34 protein-coding genes are annotated in these 20,671 nt (G+C 61.2%); 2 read left to right on the top strand and 32 right to left on the bottom strand.

The features are described 5' to 3' along the window. Window positions 1-98: 98 nt before the first annotated feature. Together yihA and hemB are read left to right on the top strand one after the other, a co-directional pair. Window positions 99-758 (top strand): ribosome biogenesis GTP-binding protein YihA/YsxC, encoded by a 660-nt coding sequence (gene yihA / locus CUJ89_RS01705; protein ID WP_114175706.1) that lies wholly within the window; start codon window positions 99-101, stop codon window positions 756-758. A 253-nt stretch (window positions 759-1,011) separates the two neighbouring features. Next, window positions 1,012-2,010 (top strand): porphobilinogen synthase, encoded by a 999-nt coding sequence (gene hemB, locus CUJ89_RS01700; protein WP_114175704.1) that lies wholly within the window; start codon window positions 1,012-1,014, stop codon window positions 2,008-2,010. A gap of 156 nt (window positions 2,011-2,166) precedes the next feature. Here the strand turns inward: hemB and dsbD are convergent, their stop codons facing one another. From dsbD to tuf, 32 genes are all read right to left on the bottom strand, one after another. Further along, entirely contained in the window at window positions 2,167-4,008 is a 1,842-nt protein-coding gene (dsbD, locus tag CUJ89_RS01695; RefSeq protein ID WP_114175702.1) for a protein-disulfide reductase DsbD, read from the bottom strand. Then, window positions 4,001-4,327: a divalent-cation tolerance protein CutA gene (gene cutA / locus CUJ89_RS01690; RefSeq protein ID WP_114175700.1), complete on the bottom strand. Its 327-nt coding sequence runs from the start codon at window positions 4,325-4,327 to the stop codon at window positions 4,001-4,003. The genes dsbD and cutA overlap by 8 nt, the downstream gene beginning before the upstream one ends. Window positions 4,328-4,529: 202 nt before the next feature. Beyond that, complete coding sequence (gene rplQ, locus CUJ89_RS01685) at window positions 4,530-4,925, bottom strand: 50S ribosomal protein L17 (protein WP_006477175.1); 396 nt, start codon at window positions 4,923-4,925, stop codon at window positions 4,530-4,532. Window positions 4,926-5,062: 137 nt separating this feature from the next. Further along, on the bottom strand, window positions 5,063-6,040 hold the full coding sequence (locus CUJ89_RS01680) for a DNA-directed RNA polymerase subunit alpha (protein WP_114175698.1): 978 nt from the start codon (window positions 6,038-6,040) through the stop codon (window positions 5,063-5,065). Between the two features lie 124 nt (window positions 6,041-6,164). Beyond that, window positions 6,165-6,788 carry a 30S ribosomal protein S4 gene (gene rpsD / locus CUJ89_RS01675; protein WP_114175696.1) on the bottom strand — a complete coding sequence of 208 codons (624 nt, stop codon included), beginning with the start codon at window positions 6,786-6,788 and terminating at the stop codon, window positions 6,165-6,167. 154 nt (window positions 6,789-6,942) lie between these two features. After that, window positions 6,943-7,344 (bottom strand): 30S ribosomal protein S11, encoded by a 402-nt coding sequence (rpsK, locus tag CUJ89_RS01670; RefSeq protein WP_004197937.1) that lies wholly within the window; start codon window positions 7,342-7,344, stop codon window positions 6,943-6,945. A 28-nt stretch (window positions 7,345-7,372) separates the two neighbouring features. After that, window positions 7,373-7,738, bottom strand: coding sequence for a 30S ribosomal protein S13 (rpsM, locus tag CUJ89_RS01665; RefSeq protein WP_047899584.1), 366 nt, complete (start codon window positions 7,736-7,738; stop codon window positions 7,373-7,375). Between the two features lie 38 nt (window positions 7,739-7,776). Continuing rightward, window positions 7,777-7,893: a 50S ribosomal protein L36 gene (gene rpmJ / locus CUJ89_RS01660; protein ID WP_004199844.1), complete on the bottom strand. Its 117-nt coding sequence runs from the start codon at window positions 7,891-7,893 to the stop codon at window positions 7,777-7,779. A gap of 20 nt (window positions 7,894-7,913) precedes the next feature. Further along, complete coding sequence (gene infA / locus CUJ89_RS01655) at window positions 7,914-8,132, bottom strand: translation initiation factor IF-1 (RefSeq protein WP_004521905.1); 219 nt, start codon at window positions 8,130-8,132, stop codon at window positions 7,914-7,916. A gap of 8 nt (window positions 8,133-8,140) precedes the next feature. Then, entirely contained in the window at window positions 8,141-9,490 is a 1,350-nt protein-coding gene (gene secY / locus CUJ89_RS01650) for a preprotein translocase subunit SecY (RefSeq protein ID WP_114175694.1), read from the bottom strand. Window positions 9,491-9,532: 42 nt separating this feature from the next. Beyond that, window positions 9,533-9,967, bottom strand: a complete 435-nt coding sequence (gene rplO / locus CUJ89_RS01645) for a 50S ribosomal protein L15 (RefSeq protein ID WP_006477180.1) — start codon at window positions 9,965-9,967, stop codon at window positions 9,533-9,535. Between the two features lie 26 nt (window positions 9,968-9,993). Further along, window positions 9,994-10,176, bottom strand: a complete 183-nt coding sequence (gene rpmD / locus CUJ89_RS01640) for a 50S ribosomal protein L30 (protein ID WP_050454145.1) — start codon at window positions 10,174-10,176, stop codon at window positions 9,994-9,996. Between the two features lie 15 nt (window positions 10,177-10,191). Further along, on the bottom strand, window positions 10,192-10,710 hold the full coding sequence (rpsE, locus tag CUJ89_RS01635; protein ID WP_006482895.1) for a 30S ribosomal protein S5: 519 nt from the start codon (window positions 10,708-10,710) through the stop codon (window positions 10,192-10,194). Between the two features lie 14 nt (window positions 10,711-10,724). Next, complete coding sequence (gene rplR / locus CUJ89_RS01630) at window positions 10,725-11,090, bottom strand: 50S ribosomal protein L18 (protein ID WP_006400645.1); 366 nt, start codon at window positions 11,088-11,090, stop codon at window positions 10,725-10,727. Window positions 11,091-11,102: 12 nt separating this feature from the next. Beyond that, entirely contained in the window at window positions 11,103-11,633 is a 531-nt protein-coding gene (rplF, locus tag CUJ89_RS01625; protein WP_114175692.1) for a 50S ribosomal protein L6, read from the bottom strand. Between the two features lie 18 nt (window positions 11,634-11,651). Beyond that, entirely contained in the window at window positions 11,652-12,047 is a 396-nt protein-coding gene (gene rpsH, locus CUJ89_RS01620) for a 30S ribosomal protein S8 (protein ID WP_009687199.1), read from the bottom strand. A 14-nt stretch (window positions 12,048-12,061) separates the two neighbouring features. Continuing rightward, a complete protein-coding gene (rpsN, locus tag CUJ89_RS01615) occupies window positions 12,062-12,367 on the bottom strand; it encodes a 30S ribosomal protein S14 (RefSeq protein ID WP_114175690.1) in 306 nt (101 codons plus the stop codon). 7 nt (window positions 12,368-12,374) lie between these two features. Further along, the gene (gene rplE / locus CUJ89_RS01610) at window positions 12,375-12,914 is read right to left on the bottom strand and encodes a 50S ribosomal protein L5 (protein WP_006477186.1); all 540 of its coding nucleotides are present in this window, start codon (window positions 12,912-12,914) and stop codon (window positions 12,375-12,377) included. A gap of 16 nt (window positions 12,915-12,930) precedes the next feature. Then, window positions 12,931-13,239, bottom strand: a complete 309-nt coding sequence (rplX, locus tag CUJ89_RS01605; RefSeq protein ID WP_006477187.1) for a 50S ribosomal protein L24 — start codon at window positions 13,237-13,239, stop codon at window positions 12,931-12,933. A 9-nt stretch (window positions 13,240-13,248) separates the two neighbouring features. After that, window positions 13,249-13,617, bottom strand: coding sequence for a 50S ribosomal protein L14 (gene rplN, locus CUJ89_RS01600; protein ID WP_006482918.1), 369 nt, complete (start codon window positions 13,615-13,617; stop codon window positions 13,249-13,251). 309 nt (window positions 13,618-13,926) lie between these two features. Next, window positions 13,927-14,199, bottom strand: coding sequence for a 30S ribosomal protein S17 (gene rpsQ / locus CUJ89_RS01595; RefSeq protein WP_047899582.1), 273 nt, complete (start codon window positions 14,197-14,199; stop codon window positions 13,927-13,929). Beyond that, window positions 14,196-14,390, bottom strand: coding sequence for a 50S ribosomal protein L29 (gene rpmC / locus CUJ89_RS01590; protein WP_006400652.1), 195 nt, complete (start codon window positions 14,388-14,390; stop codon window positions 14,196-14,198). Before rpmC ends, rpsQ begins: the two co-directional genes overlap by 4 nt. Window positions 14,391-14,399: 9 nt before the next feature. Further along, window positions 14,400-14,816 carry a 50S ribosomal protein L16 gene (gene rplP / locus CUJ89_RS01585; protein WP_006482873.1) on the bottom strand — a complete coding sequence of 139 codons (417 nt, stop codon included), beginning with the start codon at window positions 14,814-14,816 and terminating at the stop codon, window positions 14,400-14,402. Between the two features lie 2 nt (window positions 14,817-14,818). After that, window positions 14,819-15,619: a 30S ribosomal protein S3 gene (rpsC, locus tag CUJ89_RS01580; RefSeq protein ID WP_114175688.1), complete on the bottom strand. Its 801-nt coding sequence runs from the start codon at window positions 15,617-15,619 to the stop codon at window positions 14,819-14,821. Window positions 15,620-15,630: 11 nt separating this feature from the next. After that, window positions 15,631-15,960 (bottom strand): 50S ribosomal protein L22, encoded by a 330-nt coding sequence (gene rplV, locus CUJ89_RS01575; protein WP_114175686.1) that lies wholly within the window; start codon window positions 15,958-15,960, stop codon window positions 15,631-15,633. Window positions 15,961-15,972: 12 nt separating this feature from the next. Next, window positions 15,973-16,248, bottom strand: a complete 276-nt coding sequence (rpsS, locus tag CUJ89_RS01570; RefSeq protein ID WP_004199273.1) for a 30S ribosomal protein S19 — start codon at window positions 16,246-16,248, stop codon at window positions 15,973-15,975. A gap of 10 nt (window positions 16,249-16,258) precedes the next feature. Then, window positions 16,259-17,086: a 50S ribosomal protein L2 gene (rplB, locus tag CUJ89_RS01565; protein WP_114175684.1), complete on the bottom strand. Its 828-nt coding sequence runs from the start codon at window positions 17,084-17,086 to the stop codon at window positions 16,259-16,261. A gap of 2 nt (window positions 17,087-17,088) precedes the next feature. Beyond that, on the bottom strand, window positions 17,089-17,403 hold the full coding sequence (gene rplW / locus CUJ89_RS01560; protein WP_004199275.1) for a 50S ribosomal protein L23: 315 nt from the start codon (window positions 17,401-17,403) through the stop codon (window positions 17,089-17,091). Further along, window positions 17,400-18,020 (bottom strand): 50S ribosomal protein L4, encoded by a 621-nt coding sequence (gene rplD / locus CUJ89_RS01555; RefSeq protein ID WP_011350675.1) that lies wholly within the window; start codon window positions 18,018-18,020, stop codon window positions 17,400-17,402. Before rplD ends, rplW begins: the two co-directional genes overlap by 4 nt. After that, window positions 18,020-18,670 carry a 50S ribosomal protein L3 gene (gene rplC, locus CUJ89_RS01550; protein WP_006482922.1) on the bottom strand — a complete coding sequence of 217 codons (651 nt, stop codon included), beginning with the start codon at window positions 18,668-18,670 and terminating at the stop codon, window positions 18,020-18,022. The genes rplD and rplC overlap by 1 nt, the downstream gene beginning before the upstream one ends. A gap of 177 nt (window positions 18,671-18,847) precedes the next feature. Further along, window positions 18,848-19,159: a 30S ribosomal protein S10 gene (rpsJ, locus tag CUJ89_RS01545; protein ID WP_004199280.1), complete on the bottom strand. Its 312-nt coding sequence runs from the start codon at window positions 19,157-19,159 to the stop codon at window positions 18,848-18,850. A 290-nt stretch (window positions 19,160-19,449) separates the two neighbouring features. Then, on the bottom strand, window positions 19,450-20,640 hold the full coding sequence (tuf, locus tag CUJ89_RS01540) for an elongation factor Tu (RefSeq protein ID WP_114175667.1): 1,191 nt from the start codon (window positions 20,638-20,640) through the stop codon (window positions 19,450-19,452). Between the last annotated feature and the right edge of the window lie 31 nt (window positions 20,641-20,671).

Below are 20,671 nucleotides of genomic sequence, written 5' to 3'. Positions count from 1 at the left end.
ACCGCCGTATTGTACAATATCGCGTTGAAAGCCCCCGCGCCTATCGGGGCTACCCCGCCTCCACCAAGCGGCTCGCGCCGCCCGTCCTTCCGGTTCCCATGGCCTTTCTGCTCCATCAAGCCCGCTTCTACACGACCGTCAACCATCTGCGCGACCTGCCGCCGACGGTACAGCCGGAAATCGCGTTCGCGGGCCGCTCGAATGCCGGCAAGTCGACGGCGATCAACGTGCTGTGCAACCAGAAACGGCTGGCCTTCGCATCGAAGACGCCCGGCCGCACGCAGCATATCAACTACTTCTCCGTCGGCCCGGCCGCCGAGCCCGTCGCGAATCTCGTCGACCTGCCCGGCTACGGCTACGCAGAAGTGCCCGGTGCCGCAAAGGCGCACTGGGAAATGCTGCTGTCGTCCTACCTCGCGACCCGCTCGCAGCTTTGCGGCCTGATCCTGATGATGGATTCGCGCCGTCCGCTGACCGACCTCGATCGCCGCATGATCGAGTGGTTCACGCCGACCGGCAAGCCGATCCACACGCTGCTGACGAAGTGCGACAAATTGACGCGGCAGGAAAGCATCAATGCGCTGCGGACCGCGCAAAAGGGGCTCGATGCGTATCGCGACCAGGGCGTCCAGGGCAAACTGACGGTCCAGTTGTTCTCCGCGCTGAAGCGCACGGGGCTCGACGAGGCGCATGAGCTGATCGAGAGCTGGCTGCGGCCGTCCGTCGCCGACGAAAAAAGCGAGCCTGTAGCACAATGATCGGGCAACGCGCGGCCGGGATCGGCGGCGCGCACCTGACGGCGCCTGCGGATTCGGCCGGCTCATAAAAAAACCCGCCGTTTAACGGCGGGTCAAACAGCCTAATCGAAAAACGACAGGCACCCGCTCAGGGAGGAGAAGCGGGGAGCAGCACGCGACGCGTGCCGCTCGATCGCTATCATATACCAACGCTCCCAAAAATGACCTAAGGGTTCCGTAAGGCCCTTATTGCCCTGATTTCTGCCCAATCGCCATGAGCTTCCATCCGCTTCACCGTCCGCGCCGGATGCGCCGCGACGACTTCTCCCGGCGCCTGATGCGCGAAAACCGCCTGACCACCGACGACCTGATCTATCCGGTGTTCGTCGTCGAAGGCACCAACGAACGGCAGCCGGTGCCGTCGATGCCCGGTGTCGAGCGCGTGTCCGTCGATCTGCTGATGCATGTCGCCGAGCAATGCGTCGAACTCGGCGTGCCCGTGCTGTCGCTGTTCCCGGCCATCGAGCCGTCGCTGAAAACGCCTGACGGCCGCGAGGCGGCCAATCCGGAAGGCCTGATCCCGCGCGCTGTGCGCGAGCTGAAGAAGCGCTTCCCCGAGCTCGGCGTGCTGACCGACGTCGCGCTCGATCCGTACACGAGCCACGGCCAGGATGGCGTGCTCGACGAGAACGGCTACGTAATCAACGACGACACGATCGAGATCCTGGTCGATCAGGCGCGCGTCCAGGCTGAAGCCGGCGTCGACATCGTCGCACCGTCGGACATGATGGACGGCCGCATCGGCGCGGTCCGCGAGATGCTGGAAAGCGACGGCCATATCCATACCCGCATCATGGCCTATTCGGCCAAGTTCGCGTCGGCGTTCTACGGCCCGTTCCGCGACGCGGTCGGCTCGGCGTCCAACCTGGGCAAGGGCAACAAGATGACCTACCAGATGGATCCGGCGAATAGCGACGAAGCGCTGCGCGAAGTGCGCCTCGACATCGACGAAGGCGCCGACATGGTGATGGTCAAGCCCGGCATGCCGTATCTCGACATCGTTCGCCGCGTGAAGGACGAGTTCCGCTTCCCGACCTACGTGTACCAGGTGAGCGGCGAATACGCGATGCTGAAGGCCGCCGCGATGAACGGCTGGCTCGACCACGACAAGGTCGTGCTCGAATCGCTGCTCGCGTTCAAGCGTGCGGGCGCCGACGGCGTGCTCACGTACTTCGCGCTCGACGCCGCGCGCCTGCTGAAAGCGCAACGCTGATCGCGCGCCGGCAGGCGGAAAGAAAAACGGCGGGACACCTCGGTGTTCCGCCGTTTTTTGTTTGCCGTCGACCGAGGCCGTCTGTCGGCGCCAAGCGTCAGCTCATGCCGCGCGAGCGCCCCGGTTCGCCACCGGCACGCGCCCGACACGCAACCGTCATACCGTCGGGACCGCAGCCCGATCGAGGCTCCGCAGGAACGTCTCAGCCGCCTGATAGCCGACCACGCGCCCGATCTCGTTGCCGCTGCGATCGAAGAAGATGATGCCTGGCGGCCCGAACAGGTTGAAGCGCTTGAGCAGCGCCTGGTCGTCCGGGTTGTTCGCAGTGACGTCCGCGCGCACGAGGTGAAGCTGTGCGAGCCGCGCCTGCACGCGCGCGTCGGTAAACGTCAGATGCTCCATCTCCTTGCAGCTGACGCACCAGTCGGCATAGAAGTCGAGCATCACGGGCTGGCCTGACGTCTTCAGCAGCGCGTCGAGTTCGCCACTGGAGCGCACCGATGCGAATGCCGCCCCGTCCTGCGCGCCGGCCGCCGCAGCGCCGCCCGATGCAACCGTGCGCGCCGCAAGCACGGCCAGCGGCTTGACGGGATCGGTCGATCCCGCGGCCAGGCCGACGAGCAGCGTCGCCGCCCAGATCGCGAGCGCGGCGCCCACGCCCCGGCCCAGGCGACGCCAGATCGACGCGGCGCCGGCATTCGGCGTGAACAGGCCAAGCGCCGCGGCCGCGATGAGCAGCCACAACGCGGTGAGCACCATCTTCAGCCCGCCCGCAAGCACGGGCCACACGATCCACAGCGCGGCCGCGAGCAGCACGATGCCGAAGAACACCTTCACGCCGTCCATCCACGCGCCCGCGCGCGGCAGCACCGTCCCGGCACCGACGCCGACGACGAGCAGCGGCACGCCGAGCCCCAGCCCCATCGCGAACAGCGCCGCACCGCCGAGCAGCGCGTTGCCGGTGTGCGCGATAAAGGCGAGCACTGCGAACAGCGGCGCCGTCATGCATGCACCGACGACCAGCGCCGACAATGCGCCCATCGCCGCGACCGCGACGAAGTGGCCGCCCTGGCGCGCGCCCGATGCCTCGGCCGCGCCGCTCTGCCAGCGCGCGGGCAGCGCAATGTCCTTGCCCGAAATCAGCGACACCGCGAACGCGGTCAGCAGCACGCCGAACGCGCCGAGCACCCACGGGTTCTGCAGCCACGCGCCAAGGCTCTGGCCGACCAGCGCCGCGGCGATGCCGAGGACCGTGTAGACCAACGCCATGCCGACCACATAGGTCAGCGACAGCGCTAAGCCGCGTGCATGCGTCGCGCGCGTGCCCTGGCCGATGATGATCGCGGACACGATCGGGATCATCGGGTACGAACAGGGCAGGAGGCTCAGCACGACGCCCGCGACGAAATACAGTGCGACGATCGTGAAGAAGCCGTGTCCTTCGAGCAGCGACTGCGCGAAATCGGCACTCGTGACCTTGTCGAACCAGCTGCCCGCGGCAGCCGCTTCGCCGGACGACGATGCGGCGGCGCCCAGCGCGGCGCCGTCGACCTTCACGACGTGCTCGGCCGGCGGATAGCAGATTCCCTCGTCCGCGCACCCCTGCGACGTCACCGCGAGCTCGAACGGCCCCGACGCCTGCTTGACCGGCACGTGAACGACGACTTCGTCACGATAGGTCTCGACGTCCTTCTGGAACGTCTGGTCGAACTTCACGTGGCCGGCCGGGAATTGCGGCTCGCCGAGCGTCGCCTGCCCGTTCTTCACCGCGAACGCGAACCGCTCGCGGTACAGGTAATAGCCGTTGGCGACCTTGAAGCGGACGTCCACCTGTCCCGGCGATTCGCTCGCACTGAACTTGAACGCAACCGACGGATCGAGGAAATCGTCGGCCGCGCGCGCAGCCGACAGGCCGCCCAGCACGAGCACGAACGACAACAGGACTGCAAGGAACCGCAGCGCGCGCACGCGCACGGGAAGCGCCATACCGTTAAACATGAAATAGACGTTGAGTTTCGCTGGTCACCCACTGACCGTACGCGGCCGACGCCGTCGACTGCCATGAGACGATTTCGGGCGTCTCGTAAGGATGATGCGCGAGAATAAATCGCTCCAGTTCGAGCGCCCGCACGGGGCTCGTCTTGAACAGCAACTGGATCTCGTCGGCCGTTTCGACCTTGCCCTGCCAGTGATAGCGCGACTTGATCGCACCGAGCTCCGACACGCATGCGGCAAGCCGCGCGTCGAGCGCGCCGTCGGAAAGCGCCGTAGCCGTCGCCGCATCGGGCACCGTCGTCAGCATCAGCACCACTATCATCCGCGCCCTCCTGGCTGGTCTACCGGCTCCTGCCGACGCGGGTTGCCCACCTCGGGACCCCGCCGGCTGCCCTGTATCGTAGCGCAGCCCGCGCAACGCTGCCGGCGCCGGCCTGCGACAATCGAGCGCAGCCGATGTCTCAAAAACAAAAAGGGCCAAGCAATCGCTCGGCCCCTTTCAGATACTACTGCGTACCGGAAGCTTATTCAGCTTCTTGCACGTTTTCCGTTTCGTCGACTTCCGGACGATCGAGCAGCTCGACCAGTGCCATCGGTGCGTTGTCGCCCACGCGGAAGCCGAACTTCAGCACGCGCAGGTAGCCGCCCGGACGGTTCGCGAAACGCGGACCGAGCACGTCGAACAGCTTCGCCACCGAGTCACGATCGCGCAGGCGGTTGAACGCCAGGCGACGGTTTGCCAGCGACGGCTTCTTGCCGAGCGTGATCAGCGGCTCGACGACTTTACGGAGTTCCTTCGCCTTCGGCAGCGTCGTCTTGATGACTTCGTGCTCGATCAGCGAGTTGGACATGTTACGGAGCATAGCCAGACGGTGGCTGCTCGTGCGGTTCAGTTTCCGCAGACCATGACGATGGCGCATTTCAGTTTCCTTGATTCAAAGTTTTGATCCAGCTCTTCTATCGCACCTCGAAGGGTGCACGGGCCGGTAACGAAAAAAGCAAGATGCGGATTTTAAAGGAAAATCCGCATCTTTGCCAACTACAGCAACAACCGGGCTTACTTGTCGAGACCAGCCGGCGGCCAGTTCTCGAGCTTCATGCCCAGCGTGAGACCGCGCGAAGCGAGCACTTCCTTGATCTCGTTGAGCGACTTGCGACCGAGGTTCGGCGTCTTCAGCAGCTCGTTTTCCGTGCGCTGGATCAGGTCGCCGATGTAGTAGATGTTCTCGGCCTTCAGGCAGTTCGCGGAACGAACCGTCAGCTCGAGATCGTCCACCGGACGCAGCAGGATCGGGTCGATCTGCGGTGCACGCGACGGAGCCTCGGCAGCCGTTTCCGTGCCTTCCAGCGCCGCGAACACGGACAGCTGGTCGACCAGAATGCGAGCCGATTGACGGATCGCTTCTTCCGGCGTGATCACGCCGCTCGTCTCGATGTTCATCACGAGCTTGTCGAGGTCGGTACGCTGCTCGACACGTGCGCTTTCGACAGCGTAGCTCACGCGGCGAACCGGCGAGAACGATGCGTCGAGGACGATGCGGCCGATGATCTTGGCCGTGTCTTCACCGTAGCGACGGACGTTGCCGGGCACATAGCCGCGACCCTTTTCGATCTTGATCTGAACGTCGAGCTTGCCGCCCTTCGACAGGTGCGCAATCACGTGATTCGGGTTGATGACTTCGCAATCGTGAGCCAGCTCGATATCGCCGGCCGTGACGAGACCTTCACCTTCCTTGCGCAGCGTAACCGTCACTTCGTCGCGGTTATGCAGCTTGAACACCACGCCCTTCAGGTTCAGCAGCAGGTTGACGACGTCCTCTTGCACGCCATCAAGCGTCGAGTACTCGTGCACCACGCCCGCGATCGTGACTTCGGTCGGCGCGTAGCCAACCATCGACGACAGCAGCACGCGGCGAAGCGCATTGCCCAAGGTATGGCCGTAACCGCGTTCGAACGGTTCCATGACCACCCTCGCGTGGTTCTCGCCCAGCGATTCCACGGCGATGATCTTGGGTTTCAGCAAACTGGTTTGCATGGGCTTTCCTTTTCAATACCCTCGGCTCGTTACACCGATAAGGCTGACCGGTAACAACCAGAAAATAAACAGCCGAGGCCCCTCCTTGCGCAACGCAATCGGGGTACCTCGGCCGTCAATCGGATTAACGCGAATACAATTCGACGATCAGGCTTTCGTTGATGTCGCCTGCGATGTCAACGCGTTCCGGCATTTGCTTGAACGTGCCTTCGAACTTCTTCGCATCGACTGCAACCCAGCTCGGCATGCCGCCTTGCTCGGCCAGCGACAGCGCTTCGACGATACGCGCCTGCTTCTTCGCCTTTTCGCGGATCGAGACGACGTCACCCGCCTTCACTTGCTGCGACGGGACGTTCGCGACGACGCCGTTCACGGAGATCGACTTGTGGCTCACGAGCTGACGCGCTTCAGCGCGGGTCGAGCCGAAGCCCATGCGATACACGACGTTGTCGAGGCGCGACTCGAGCAGTTGCAGCAGGTTTTCACCCGTGTTGCCCTTGCGGCGGTCGGCTTCAGCGAAGTAGCGGCGGAACTGACGCTCCAGCACGCCGTAAATGCGCTTGACCTTCTGCTTTTCGCGCAGCTGCGTACCGTAGTCGGACGTACGTGCGCCCGAGGTACGGCCGTGCTGACCCGGCTTGCTGTCGAGCTTGCACTTGTCGGCGAGCGAGCGGCGTGCGCTCTTCAGGAACAGGTCGGTGCCTTCACGGCGGGACAGCTTGGCTTTGGGGCCGATATAACGTGCCACTTTGCATTCCTTTATCAATCAGTCACGCGAATCGAAATCCGCGCTAGTCCGCTCCCTTTGGGGCGAACGGTGGGCTTAGTCAATCAAAAAAACAACGCCCGTCGACGCTACGCGGCGACAGGCAATGCGCTAGCACGAACGTGCCAGCACATCTTTAGATACGACGACGCTTCGGCGGGCGGCAGCCGTTGTGCGGAATCGGGGTGACGTCCGAAATCGCGGTGATCTTGATGCCGAGGCCGTGCAGTGCGCGCACTGCCGACTCGCGACCCGGGCCCGGGCCCTTGATCCGCACTTCCAGATTCTTCACGCCGTATTCCATCGCGACGCGGCCAGCCGACTCGGCTGCGACCTGGGCAGCGAACGGCGTCGATTTGCGCGAGCCCTTGAAGCCCTGGCCGCCCGACGTCGCCCATGCCAGTGCGTTGCCTTGGCGATCGGTGATCGTGATGATCGTGTTGTTGAACGACGCGTGAACGTGAACCACGCCTTCAGCGACGTTCTTCTTAACCTTCTTGCGAACGCGTTGCGCCGCGGTATTCGAAGCCTTAGCCATTACGTTTTCCTGTAACTGTCAGTTCCGCTTACTTCTTCAGCGCTTGCGCTGCACGACGCGGGCCCTTGCGGGTGCGTGCGTTCGTACGCGTACGCTGACCGCGCATCGGCAGGCCCTTGCGATGACGGACGCCACGGTAGCAACCGAGGTCCATCAGGCGCTTGATGTTCATCGTCACTTCACGGCGCAGATCGCCTTCGACGACAAACTTGCCCACTTCTTCACGCAGCTTTTCGAGATCTGCGTCGGTCAGGTCCTTGACCTTCTTCGAGAATTCCACGCCAGCTGCCGCGCAGATGCTGCGCGAGCGCGTGCGGCCGACACCGAAGATTGCCGTCAGGCCAATCTCGGTATGCTGGTGATTCGGGATGTTAACCCCTGCGATACGAGCCATTGTTTTTCCTCAAACAAAAAGCGCAAACAAACGCGCGGTCAGCCTTGGCGCTGCTTGTGGCGCGGATCCGAGCTGCAGATCACGCGAACGACGCCCTTGCGCTTGATGATCTTGCAATTGCGGCAAATGCGCTTAACCGATGCCATCACTTTCATGATAATACCCTTTTTTCAAATCACTTCGCCCGGAACACGATCCGCGCACGCGACAGATCGTAAGGCGTCAACTCAACCGTCACCTTGTCGCCGGGAAGAATGCGGATGTAGTGCATCCGCATCTTTCCGGAAATATGCCCCAATACGACATGGCCGTTTTCCAGCTTCACACGGAAGGTCGCATTCGGGAGGTTTTCGATCACCTCACCTTGCATCTGGATTACATCGTCTTTGGCCATAGTCCTGATTAACGCATTGGGATGTTTCCGCCCTTGAAGTTAGCCTTCTTGAGCAGTGACTCATACTGTTGCGACATAACGTACGACTGCACCTGCGCCATAAAGTCCATCGTGACGACGACAATGATCAGCAGCGACGTTCCACCAAAATAAAACGGCACGTTCCAGCGCAGCACCAGGAATTCCGGCAGCAGACACACGAAGACGATGTAGATCGCACCAGCCAGCGTCAGACGCGTGAGGATACGGTCGATATATCGTGCAGTTTGATCGCCCGGACGGATGCCCGGTACGAACGCACCGCTCTTCTTCAGGTTGTCCGCGGTTTCCCTGCTGTTGAACACCAGCGCGGTGTAAAAGAAGCAGAAAAACACGATTGCCAGCGTGTACAGCAGCACATAGACCGGCTGGCCCGGCTTAAGCGCCTCCGCTACGTTATGCAACGTATTGGAAATCCAGCTTCCCGTCGGCTGACCGGTACTGAACCAGCCGAGAATCGTTGCCGGGAACAGGATGATCGACGATGCGAAGATCGGCGGAATCACGCCTGACATGTTCAGCTTCAGCGGCAGGTGCGACGACTGCCCACCGTAGATCTTGTTGCCGACCTGGCGCTTCGCGTAGTTCACGAGGATCTTGCGCTGACCGCGTTCGATGAACACGACCAGGTAAGTCACCGCAGCGATCAGGACGACAATGATGATCGCCGAGAACGGCCCCATCGAACCCGTCTTCACCAGCTCGAGCAGCCCACCGACGGCATTCGGGAACCCTGCTGCGATCCCGCCGAAGATGATGATCGAGATACCGTTGCCCAGACCACGCTCGGTAATCTGCTCGCCGAGCCACATCAGGAACATCGTGCCGGTAACCAGCGTCACGACCGTCGTCAGACGGAACAGCATGCCGGGATCGATGACGAGGCCGGGCTGGTTTTCCAGCGCAGCCGCGATACCGAACGCCTGGAAGGTCGCGAGCACCACGGTGAAATACCGCGTGTACTGCGTGATCTTCCGTTGCCCTGCCTGCCCTTCCTTCTTCAGCGCTTCGAGTTGCGGCGAAACGATCGCCAGCAACTGCATGATGATCGACGCCGAGATGTACGGCATGATCCCCAGCGCAAAGATCGTGAAGCGGGATAGCGCGCCACCCGAGAACATGTTGAACATGCCCAGGATGCCGCCCGCCTGGCTCTGGAACAGCTTAGCCAGTTGATCCGGATCGATGCCCGGCACGGGGATGTGCGCGCCGATGCGATAGACGATCAGCGCCAGGAGCAGGAACATCGCTCGCCGACGCAGATCGCCGAATTTCGCCGTGCTTCGACCGGGTTTTGCAAGACTCGGGCTGTTAGCCAAGTACCTTCTCCGATGAATGCAAGTGACGACGCGCTACGCGTGTCACTCGGCGAACGAACCGCCAGCCGCTTCGATCGCGGCACGCGCACCCTTGGTGGCGCCGAGACCCTTCACGACGATCTTGCGCTTCAGTTCGCCCGTCGCGATGATCTTTGCGCTCTTCGTCAACTCGCCGACCAGGCCGGCTTGCTTCAGTGCGAGCAGATCGATCTCATCGACCGGCAGCTTCTCGAGGTCGCTCAGACGCACTTCACCGACGAATTCCTTCGTCAGCGACGTGAAGCCGCGCTTCGGCAGACGACGTTGCAGCGGCATCTGACCGCCTTCGAAACCGACTTTGTGGAAGCCGCCCGAACGCGATTTCTGACCCTTGTGACCACGGCCAGCCGTCTTGCCGAGGCCCGAACCGATGCCACGACCGACGCGACGCTTGGCGTGCTTGGCACCAGCGGCCGGCTTCAGGTTATTCAATTCCATATCAACTCCTTGATCCGTAGGGCCGCTTACGCGATGACCTTAACGAGGTACGAGACCTTGTTGATCATGCCGCGAACCGCCGGCGTGTCCTGCAGCTCGCTGACCGAGTTGAGTCGGCGCAGGCCCAGGCCACGCACGGTCGCGCGGTGCGTTTCGCGGGTCCCGATCAGGCTCTTGACGAGCTGAACCTTGACAGTTTTTTCAGACATGGTGACCACCCGGGCTTAGCCCAAAATTTCTTCGACGGACTTGCCTCGCTTCGCCGCGATGTCTGCCGGGGTGGACTGCTTGCGCAGGCCGTCCAGCGTGGCGCGAACGAGGTTGTACGGGTTCGTCGAACCGTGGCTCTTCGCCACGACGTTCTGAACGCCCATCACGTCGAACACTGCGCGCATCGGGCCGCCGGCGATCACGCCCGTACCTGCCTTCGCCGGAGCGAGGAGGACGGCCGATGCACCATGCTTGCCGTGCACTTCGTGTTGCAGCGTGCCGTTCTTGAGCGGCACCTTGAACATGTTGCGACGAGCTTGCTCCATTGCCTTCTGGACAGCGACCGGCACTTCCTTCGCCTTGCCCTTGCCCATACCGATGCGGCCATCGCCGTCGCCAACCACGGTCAGTGCGGCGAAGCCGAGAATACGGCCACCCTTCACGACCTTGGTCACGCGGTTGACCGAAATCATCTTTTCACGAAGGCCGTCGTCGCGCTCGTCAGCCTGAACTTTCGCTTGCATCTTTGCCATGACGAATTCCTTCCTTAGAACTTGAGCCCAGCTTCACGAGCTGCCTCAGCCAGCGCCTTGACGCGGCCATGGTAGCGGAAGCCCGAGCGGTCGAAGGCGACGGATTCGATGCCGGCGGCCTTGGCCTTCTCGGCAATACGCTTGCCGATCAGCGTCGCAGCAGCAACGTTGCCACCCTTGCCCGACTTGTCGGCGAGCTCTGCGCGCACTTCAGCTTCGAGCGTCGACGCACTGGCCAGCACCTTGGTGCCGCAGGGCGAGAACACTTGAGCGTAGATGTGCGTGTTCGTGCGATGCACGGCGAGACGCGCGACCTGCAGCTCAGCGATCTTGATACGCGTCTGGCGAGCGCGGCGCAGGCGAGATTGAGTCTTATCCATGATTGCGCACCCTTACTTCTTCTTCGTTTCTTTGAGGATCACAACCTCGTCGGAATAGCGCACGCCCTTGCCCTTGTAGGGCTCCGGCGGACGGTAACCGCGGACTTCCGCAGCCACTTGACCGACTTGTTGCTTGTTGATCCCCTTGATCACGATTTCGGTTTGCGTCGGGGTTTCAGCCTTGATGCCTTCCGGCATCTGGTGCACCACCGGGTGCGAGAAACCCAGCGACAGGTTCAGCTTGTCGCCTTGCGCTTGTGCACGATAACCGACGCCAACCAGCGTCAGCTTGCGCTCGAAACCCTTGGTCACGCCGTGCACCATGTTCGCGATAATCGCGCGCATCGTGCCCGACAGTGCATTTGCTTCACGGCTTTCGTCCACCGGCGACAGATTCAGCGTGCCGTCGTTGTTCGCCACGTTCACGAGCGGATTGACCGCTTGCGTGATCGTGCCCAGCGGGCCCTTGACGGTAATCGAACCGTCGGCCAGCTTGACTTCCGCGCCTTGCAGCGCGATCGGGCTCTTACCTACTCGAGACATGTTTCTCTCTCCTCGGCTTTAAGCGACGTAGCAGATGACTTCGCCGCCGACGCCGGTAGCGCGCGCCTTGCGGTCAGTCATCACGCCCTTCGGCGTCGACACGATTGCCACGCCGAGGCCGTTCATGACCTGCGGAATGTCGTTACGGCCGCGGTAGACGCGCAGACCAGGCTTCGACACGCGCTCGAGGCGTTCGATGACCGGACGGCCAGCGTAGTACTTCAGCGCGATGTTCAGCTCTGCCTTCGCGCCTTCGCTCTTCACCGCGAAATCGTCGATATAACCTTCGTCCTTCAGGACTTGTGCGATTGCAACCTTGACCTTCGACGAGGGCATCGCCACCGATACCTTCTCGACCATCTGCGCGTTGCGGATGCGAGTCAGCATATCGGCGATAGGATCACTCATGCTCATTTACGTTTCTCCTATTACCAGCTCGCCTTGGTCAGGCCAGGAATCTCGCCACGGAATGCGATTTCACGAATCTTGCTGCGCGCGAGGCCGAATTTACGGAACGTGCCACGCGGACGGCCCGTGATCGCGCAGCGGTTACGCTGGCGGGTCGGGTTTGCGTTGCGGGGCAGTTGCTGCAGCTCAAGGCGTGCTTCGTAGCGCTCTTCGTCCGACTTGCTTTGGTCTTCGATGGTCGCCTTCAGCGCTTCGCGCTTTGCTGCGAACTTCGCGACCAGGCGGGCGCGCTTCTTTTCACGTTCGATCAGTGCCAGTTTAGCCACGGTAACCTCAGTTTCTGAACGGGAACTTGAAGCTGGCGAGCAGAGCCTTTGCTTCGTCGTCGGTCTTCGCAGTCGTCGTGATGCTGATGTTCAGCCCACGCAGCGCGTCGATCTTGTCGTAATCGATTTCGGGGAAAATGATCTGCTCTTTCACACCGATGTTGTAGTTGCCACGGCCATCGAAAGCACGACCCGACACGCCACGGAAGTCGCGCACGCGGGGCAGCGCGACGGTCACGAAACGATCGAGGAATTCGTACATCGCCTGGCCGCGCAGCGTCACCATCGCGCCGATCGGGTAACCCTGGCGGATCTTGAAGCCTGCGATTGCCTTGCGTGCCTTCGTCACGACCGGCTTCTGACCAGCGATCTTCGTGAGGTCGCCAACGGCGTTCTCGATGATCTTCTTGTCAGCGATCGCTTCACCAAGACCCATGTTCAGCGTGATCTTGGTGATGCGCGGCACTTCCATGACCGACTTGTAACCGAACTTCTCGATCAGGCCGGGCACAACCTTTTCTTTGTAAAACTCTTGAAAACGAGCCATTTTTTACTCCGCTGCGTCAGGCGCTCAGTACGGCACCGGTCGTCTTCAGGAAGCGAACCTTCTTGCCTTCCTCGACCTTGATGCCAACACGCGACGCCTTGCCATTCGCGTCGACCAGTGCGACGTTCGAAATATGCAGGGGCATCGTCTTCGCTTCCACGCCACCCGTCGTACCCTTCATCGGGTTCGGCTTCACATGCTTCTTGACGAGGTTGATACCCTCGACCGTCACATGCTCAGCACCGACGGCCAGCACGACGCCGCGCTTGCCCTTGTCCTTGCCGGTGACGACGATCACTTCGTCACCCTTGCGAATCTTGTTCATCGCGACTCCTTACAGCACTTCCGGCGCCAGCGAAACGATCTTCATGAATCGTTCGCTACGCAGCTCACGCGTCACCGGCCCGAAGATACGGGTGCCGATCGGCTCAAGCTTGTTATTCAAAAGCACAGCGGCGTTGCCGTCGAACTTGATCAGCGAGCCGTCTTGACGGCGCACGCCCTTGGCGGTACGGACCACCACGGCGTTGTAAATTTCGCCTTTCTTCACGCGCCCGCGCGGCGTTGCCTCTTTGACGCTCACCTTGATGATGTCGCCAATGCCGGCATAACGACGCTTCGAGCCGCCGAGCACCTTGATGCACAGAACTTCACGTGCACCCGTGTTGTCGGCTACTTCGAGCCGAGATTCGGTCTGGATCATGGTTTGTCTTTCCCAACTTAATCCGGATGCACCACCATGATGCACTCGGTCAGTCTTGGTCCCGTCAGCCAATCGGCTGCTTGGGTTGGAACAGCAGCGACGGCAAACGAAACCCGCCATCGCAATTCGGTGAATCTTTCGGACAGGCTGGCGCCAGTCCGCTTCCCCCACCAACTTCGCCCGCGACGGGGCTCCCATAAAGAGGGAAGACCAGGATTATAACAAATAATCCTGGTCCCGCAAGCAAAAACTTTGCGATTTCAAGCACTTCGTGGAGAAGTGCCTGTTACTGCCTACTGCACTGCCCGCTTAGATGACGCGAGCTGCTTCGACGAGGCGCGACACTGCCCAGGCCTTCGTCTTCGAAACAGGACGAGTTTCCTGGATTTCGACGAGATCGCCTTCGTTGCAGGTGTTCGCTTCATCGTGCGCGTGGTACTTCTTCGAGCGCACGACATACTTGCCGTAGATCGGGTGCTTGACGCGGTGCTCGATCAGCACGGTGACGGTCTTGTCCATCTTGTTGCTGACGACCCGACCGACCAGCGTCCGCTTCAGCGAGGTTTTCACGCTATCGTTCATTTCTGGTTCGCCTTCTGAGTCATGACGGTCCGCACACGTGCGATGTCGCGACGAACCTTCTTCAGCTGGCTCGTGTTCGTGAGCTGCTGGGTCGCGAGTTGCATGCGCAGGCCGAATTGCGCCTTCAGCAGGTCCGCCAGCTCCTTGTTGAGCGCGGCCTGGTCTTTCTGGAGAAGTTCGGAAGCCTTCATGTTTTCTCCTTAGGCGCCGAGCTGGCGCACGATGAATGCCGTCTTGAGCGGCAGCTTGGCTGCAGCCAGACGGAACGCTTCGCGTGCCAGTTCTTCGGTTACGCCGTCCATTTCATAGAGCATCTTGCCCGGCTGAATCTCCGCGACGTAGTACTCCGGGTTACCCTTACCGTTACCCATACGCACTTCGGCCGGCTTCTGCGAAATCGGCTTGTCCGGGAAAATCCGGATCCAGATGCGGCCGCCACGCTTGATGTGACGCGTCATTGCACGACGCGCCGCTTCAATTTGACGCGCGGTCAAACGGCCGCGACCGATCGCCTTCAGGCCGAATTCACCGAACGACACTGCGTTGCCGCGCGTCGCCTTGCCGGTGTTACGACCCTTCTGCTCTTTGCGATACTTCCTGCGTTTCGGTTGCAGCATCGTTATTCTCCAGTCTTGCCGTCTTCCGGCTTGCCGGCGCCACGGCGCGGTGCGCCACGACGAGCACCCGGAGCGCCGCCTTCGCCGTCACGGCGCGGACGACGATCGCCCGGACGCGCATTGCGACGCGGACGCTTGTCTTCGGCTGCTTCTTCCACCACCGGCGCGTCGTTGCGGCCGAGCGTGTCGCCCTTGTACACCCACACCTTGACGCCGATGATCCCGTAGGTCGTCTTCGCTTCCGAAGTCGCGTAGTCGATATCGGCACGCAGCGTGTGAAGGGGCACGCGACCTTCGCGATACCATTCCGTACGAGCGATTTCGATACCGTTCAGACGGCCTGCGCTCATGATCTTGATGCCCTGGGCACCCAGGCGCATCGCGTTCTGCATCGCACGCTTCATCGCGCGACGGAACATGATCCGGCGCTCGAGCTGTTGCGTGATCGAGTCAGCGATCAGTTGAGCATCGGTTTCCGGCTTGCGGATCTCTTCGATGTTGACGTGAACCGGCACGCCCATGCGGCGTTGCAGTTCAGTCTTCAGCTGTTCGATATCCTCGCCCTTCTTGCCGATGACCACACCCGGACGCGAGCTGTAAATCGTGATGCGCGCGTTCTTGGCCGGACGCTCGATGACAACCCGACCGACCGAAGCGTTCTTCAGCTTCTTCTTCAGGTATTCACGAACACCGATGTCTTCCTGCAGCATCGCCGCGAAATTGTTGTTGTTCGCGTACCAACGCGAAGCCCAATTCCGGCTGACAGCCAGGCGGAAGCCAGTCGGATGAATTTTCTGTCCCATCGTATGGCTCCTTAATTCCCGACCGTCACAGTGATGTGGCAGGATTGCTTCTCGATGCGGTTACCGCGGCCCTTGGCGCGCGCGGTGAAACGCTTGAGCGATGCAGCCTTGTCGACGAAGATGCTCTTGATCTTGAGCTCGTCGATATCGGCGCCTTCGTTGTGCTCCGCATTCGCGATTGCCGACAGCACAACCTTCTTCACGATGCCAGCCGCCTTCTTCGGCGAGAACGTCAGAACGTTCAGCGCCTTGTCGACCGGCAAACCGCGGATCTGGTCAGCCACAAGGCGCGTTTTTTGCGCCGAGATGCGGGCACCGCGATGAATTGCTTTCACTTCCATCTTGATTGCCCCTTATTTCTTGGCCTTCTTGTCGGCTGCGTGACCCTTGAACGTACGGGTCAGTGCGAACTCGCCAAGCTTGTGGCCGACCATGTTTTCCGAGATGTACACCGGAACGTGTTGACGGCCGTTGTGAACAGCGATCGTCAGGCCGATGAAATCCGGCAGAATCGTCGAGCGACGCGACCAGGTCTTGATCGGCTTTTTGTCGCGCGAAGCTGCAGCCGCCTCAACTTTCTTCAGCAAATGGGCGTCGCAGAACGGACCTTTTTTAACAGAACGTGCCATTGCCTACTCCTTAACGCTTGTGACGGCGCTGGACGATCATCGTCGTCGTGCGCTTGTTGCTGCGGGTGCGATAACCCTTAGCCGGCGTACCCCACGGGCTAACCGGGTCGCGACCTGCAGCCGTCTTGCCCTCACCACCACCGTGCGGGTGATCGACCGGGTTCATCGCAACGCCACGCACCGTCGGGCGGATACCGCGCCAGCGGTTCGCGCCAGCCTTGCCGATCTGGCGCAGGCTATGCTCTTCGTTGCCGACTTCACCGATCGTTGCACGGCACTCGATGTGCACGCGACGGATTTCGCCCGAACGCAGACGAACCTGCGCGTAGACGCCTTCGCGCGCCAGCAGCATGGCCGACGTGCCAGCCGAACGCGCCATTTGCGCGCCCTTGCCCGGCAGCATCTCGATGCAGTGGATCGTCGTACCGACCGGAATGTTGCGGATCGGCAGCGTGTTGCCTGCACGGATCGGCGCTTCCGAACCCGACATCAGCTGTTGGCCGATGGTCAGGCCCTTCGGGGCGATGATGTAGCGACGCTCGCCGTCTGCGTAGAGCACCAGCGCGATGTTCGCGCTGCGGTTCGGGTCGTACTCGAGACGCTCGACCTTTGCCGGGATGCCATCCTTCGTGCGACGGAAATCGACGATACGATACTGCTGCTTGTGACCACCGCCCTTGTGGCGCGTGGTGATGCGGCCGTTGTTGTTACGGCCGGCGGTCGAGCTCTGCGAGTCGAGCAGTGCCGCGAACGGCTTGCCCTGGTGCAGGTTCTTGTTGACCACCTTGACCATCGCGCGGCGACCCGGCGAAGTCGGTTTAACTTTCACGATTGCCATGATTACTTGGCCTCCGCTTCAAAGTTGATTTCCTGGCCGGGTTTCAGGCAAACGTACGCCTTCTTCACGTCCTTGCGACGGCCCATCGAACGGCCAAAGCGTTTCTGCTTGCCCTTCTGAACCAGCACGTTGACGGAATCAACTTCGACCTTGAACAGCAGCTCGACAGCCGCCTTCACTTCCTGCTTCGTGGCATCCGGTGCGACTTCGAACACGACTTGCTCGTTCTTGTCGGCAACCAGCGTCGCCTTTTCCGAGATCACCGGTGCGAGCAGGACCTGCATCAAACGATGATCGTTCTTGCGAATCTCGCTCATGACAGCAACTCCTCGATCTGGGCGACCGCAGCCTTCGTGACCAGCACTTTCTTGAAGTAGATCAGCGACAGCGGGTCGGCGTAGCGCGGCTCGACAATTGCCACGTGCGGCAGGTTGCGCGAAGCCAGGTACAGGTTTTCGTCAACCGTGTCGGTGATGATCAGCACGGAGTCGAGACCCATGGTCTTGAATTTTTCGGCCAGCAGCTTGGTCTTCGGCGCTTCGAGGATGATGTCCTCGACGACCGACAGACGGCCTTCACGGGCCAGCTGCGAGAAGATCGAGCAGAGACCTGCGCGATGCATCTTCTTGTTGACCTTGTGCGAGAAGTTTTCTTCCGGCGAATTCGGGAAGATACGACCACCGCCACGCCACAGCGGGCTCGACGACATACCGGCACGAGCACGGCCCGTACCCTTCTGGCGCCACGGCTTCTTGGTCGTGTGCTTGACCTGCTCACGGTCCTTCTGCGCGCGGTTACCCTGGCGAGCATTCGCCTGGTAAGCGACGACGACCTGGTGGATCAGCGCTTCGTTGTAGTCACGACCGAACACGACGTCCGATGCGTTGACCACTGCACCTTCCTGACCATTTTCGTTCAGGAGCTTGAGTTCCATTATTTCGCCCCCTTGGTCTTGACGGCCGGCGTCACAAAAACCTTGCCGCCCTTCGCGCCCGGAATCGCGCCCTTGACGAGCAGCAGCTTGCGCTCTGCGTCGATACGAGCGATTTCGAGGTTCTGCACCGTCACCGTCACATCACCCATGTGACCCGTCATGCGTTTACCCGGGAACACACGACCCGGATCCTGCGCCATACCGATCGAGCCCGGCACGTTGTGCGAGCGCGAGTTACCGTGCGTGGCACGGCCGGAGGAGAAGTTGTAACGCTTGATCGTACCGGCGTAGCCCTTACCGATCGACACGCCTTGCACGTCGACTTTCTGGCCCACTTCGAAAAGATCTGCACCGACCACGGCGCCATTCGACAGCTCGGCTGCCTTGGCCGCATCAATGCGGAATTCCTTGAGGATTTCACCGGCTTCGACACCGGCTTTGGCGAGATGACCTGCCAGCGGCTTCGTCACGCGCGATGCGCGGCGGGAGCCGAATGCAACCTGCACGGCCGTATAGCCGTCGGTTTCAACAGTCTTGATCTGCGTCACGCGGTTGTCCGACACGTCCAGCACGGTGACGGGAATCGAATCCCCTTCAGCCGTGAAGATACGGGTCATGCCAACCTTGCGACCTACGAGTCCAAGGCTCATCATTTTCTCCATTCCCGACTGCGATTGGTCGGGGCTGATTTACAAAATGCCGGGCACGCAAGGCCCAACTTTTTTACGCGAATACGCGAAAAGCCAAGCATTATAGCCCGACCCTTCGATTTCCGCAAGCAATCAAAGACTTAGCACCGCCCGGCGAGCCGATCGGCGCTGGAAGCCTTACTGCAGCTTGATTTCCACGTCGACGCCAGCCGGCAGATCGAGCTTCATCAGCGCGTCAACCGTCTTGTCGGTCGGATCGACGATGTCCATCAGGCGCTGGTGGGTGCGGATTTCGAGCTGATCGCGCGACGTCTTGTTGACGTGCGGCGAACGCAGGATGTCAAAACGCTGAATGCGCGTCGGCAGCGGCACCGGGCCACGGACGATTGCGCCAGTCCGCTTCGCGGTATCGACGATCTCGGCAGCCGATTGATCGATCAGACGATAGTCGAAAGCCTTCAGGCGAATGCGGATTTTCTGTTGCTGCATGACGATTCCTTGAAAAGAGCGAGGCGATGTTGCATCGCCGAACACCAAAAGAACGTGAAACATGAAGCCTGCGGGGAGCGAGGCGCCAGGTTCCGAACGGTACTTCCACTGCTAAGCCCGCGATTCTACACGAAATTGTGAAGCGATGGTGCAGGTTTATCGCCCCGTGCAACAGGGCGCCCGCCGCAAAAAACAAAACCGGGTGCCAGCACAACTGGACACCCGGTTTCGACGGTACAACTGCACACCGTGGAATCGCGGACCCCGTCGGGACCCGCGGATCGTCGATATTACTCGATGACCTTGGCGACGACGCCGGCGCCGACCGTACGGCCGCCTTCGCGGATTGCGAAGCGCAGACCTTCTTCCATCGCGATCGGTGCAATCAGCTTCACCGTGATCGACACATTGTCGCCCGGCATCACCATTTCCTTGTCCTTCGGCAGCTCGATCGAGCCCGTCACGTCCGTCGTACGGAAGTAGAACTGCGGACGGTAGTTGTTGAAGAACGGCGTGTGACGACCGCCTTCATCCTTGCTCAGCACGTACACTTCAGCCGTGAAGTGCGTGTGCGGCGTGATCGAACCCGGCTTCGCCAGAACCTGGCCACGCTCCACGTCTTCACGCTTCGTGCCGCGCAGCAGGATACCGACGTTGTCGCCTGCCTGACCTTGGTCCAGCAGCTTGCGGAACATTTCAACGCCCGTGCAGGTCGTCTTCACCGTCGGCTTGATACCGACGATTTCGATTTCTTCGCCGACCTTCACGATGCCGCGCTCGATACGACCCGTCACCACCGTACCACGGCCCGAGATCGAGAACACGTCTTCCACCGGCATCAGGAACGCGCCGTCAACTGCACGCTCCGGCGTCGGGATGTACGTGTCCAGCGCGTCGGCCAGGCTCATGATCGCCACTTCGCCCAGTTCACCCTGGTCGCCTTCCAGCGCCAGCTTCGCCGAACCCTTCACGATCGGCGTGTCGTCGCCCGGGAAGTCGTACTTCGACAGGAGCTCGCGAACTTCCATCTCGACCAGCTCGAGCAGTTCAGCGTCGTCCACCATGTCGCACTTGTTCAGGAACACGATGATGTACGGAACGCCAACCTGACGCGCCAGCAGGATGTGCTCACGCGTTTGCGGCATCGGGCCGTCTGCTGCCGAGCAAACCAGGATCGCGCCGTCCATCTGTGCCGCGCCCGTGATCATGTTCTTCACGTAGTCAGCGTGGCCCGGGCAGTCGACGTGTGCGTAGTGGCGGTTAGCCGTTTCGTACTCGACGTGTGCCGTGTTGATCGTGATGCCGCGCGCCTTTTCTTCCGGTGCCGCGTCGATCTGGTCGTAGGCCTTCGCTTCGCCGCCGAACTTCTTCGTCAGAACCGTCGTGATCGCTGCCGTCAGCGTCGTCTTGCCGTGGTCAACGTGACCAATCGTACCAACGTTCACGTGCGGCTTGGTCCGCTCAAATTTACCTTTTGCCATGATTCTCTTCTTTCAAAAATAATTGGTTGTG

Origin of the sequence: Burkholderia pyrrocinia, assembly GCF_003330765.1 — a bacterium.
Taxonomy (GTDB): Bacteria; Pseudomonadota; Gammaproteobacteria; order Burkholderiales; family Burkholderiaceae; genus Burkholderia; species Burkholderia pyrrocinia_B.
This window is presented reverse-complemented; position numbering and strand designations above follow the sequence as displayed.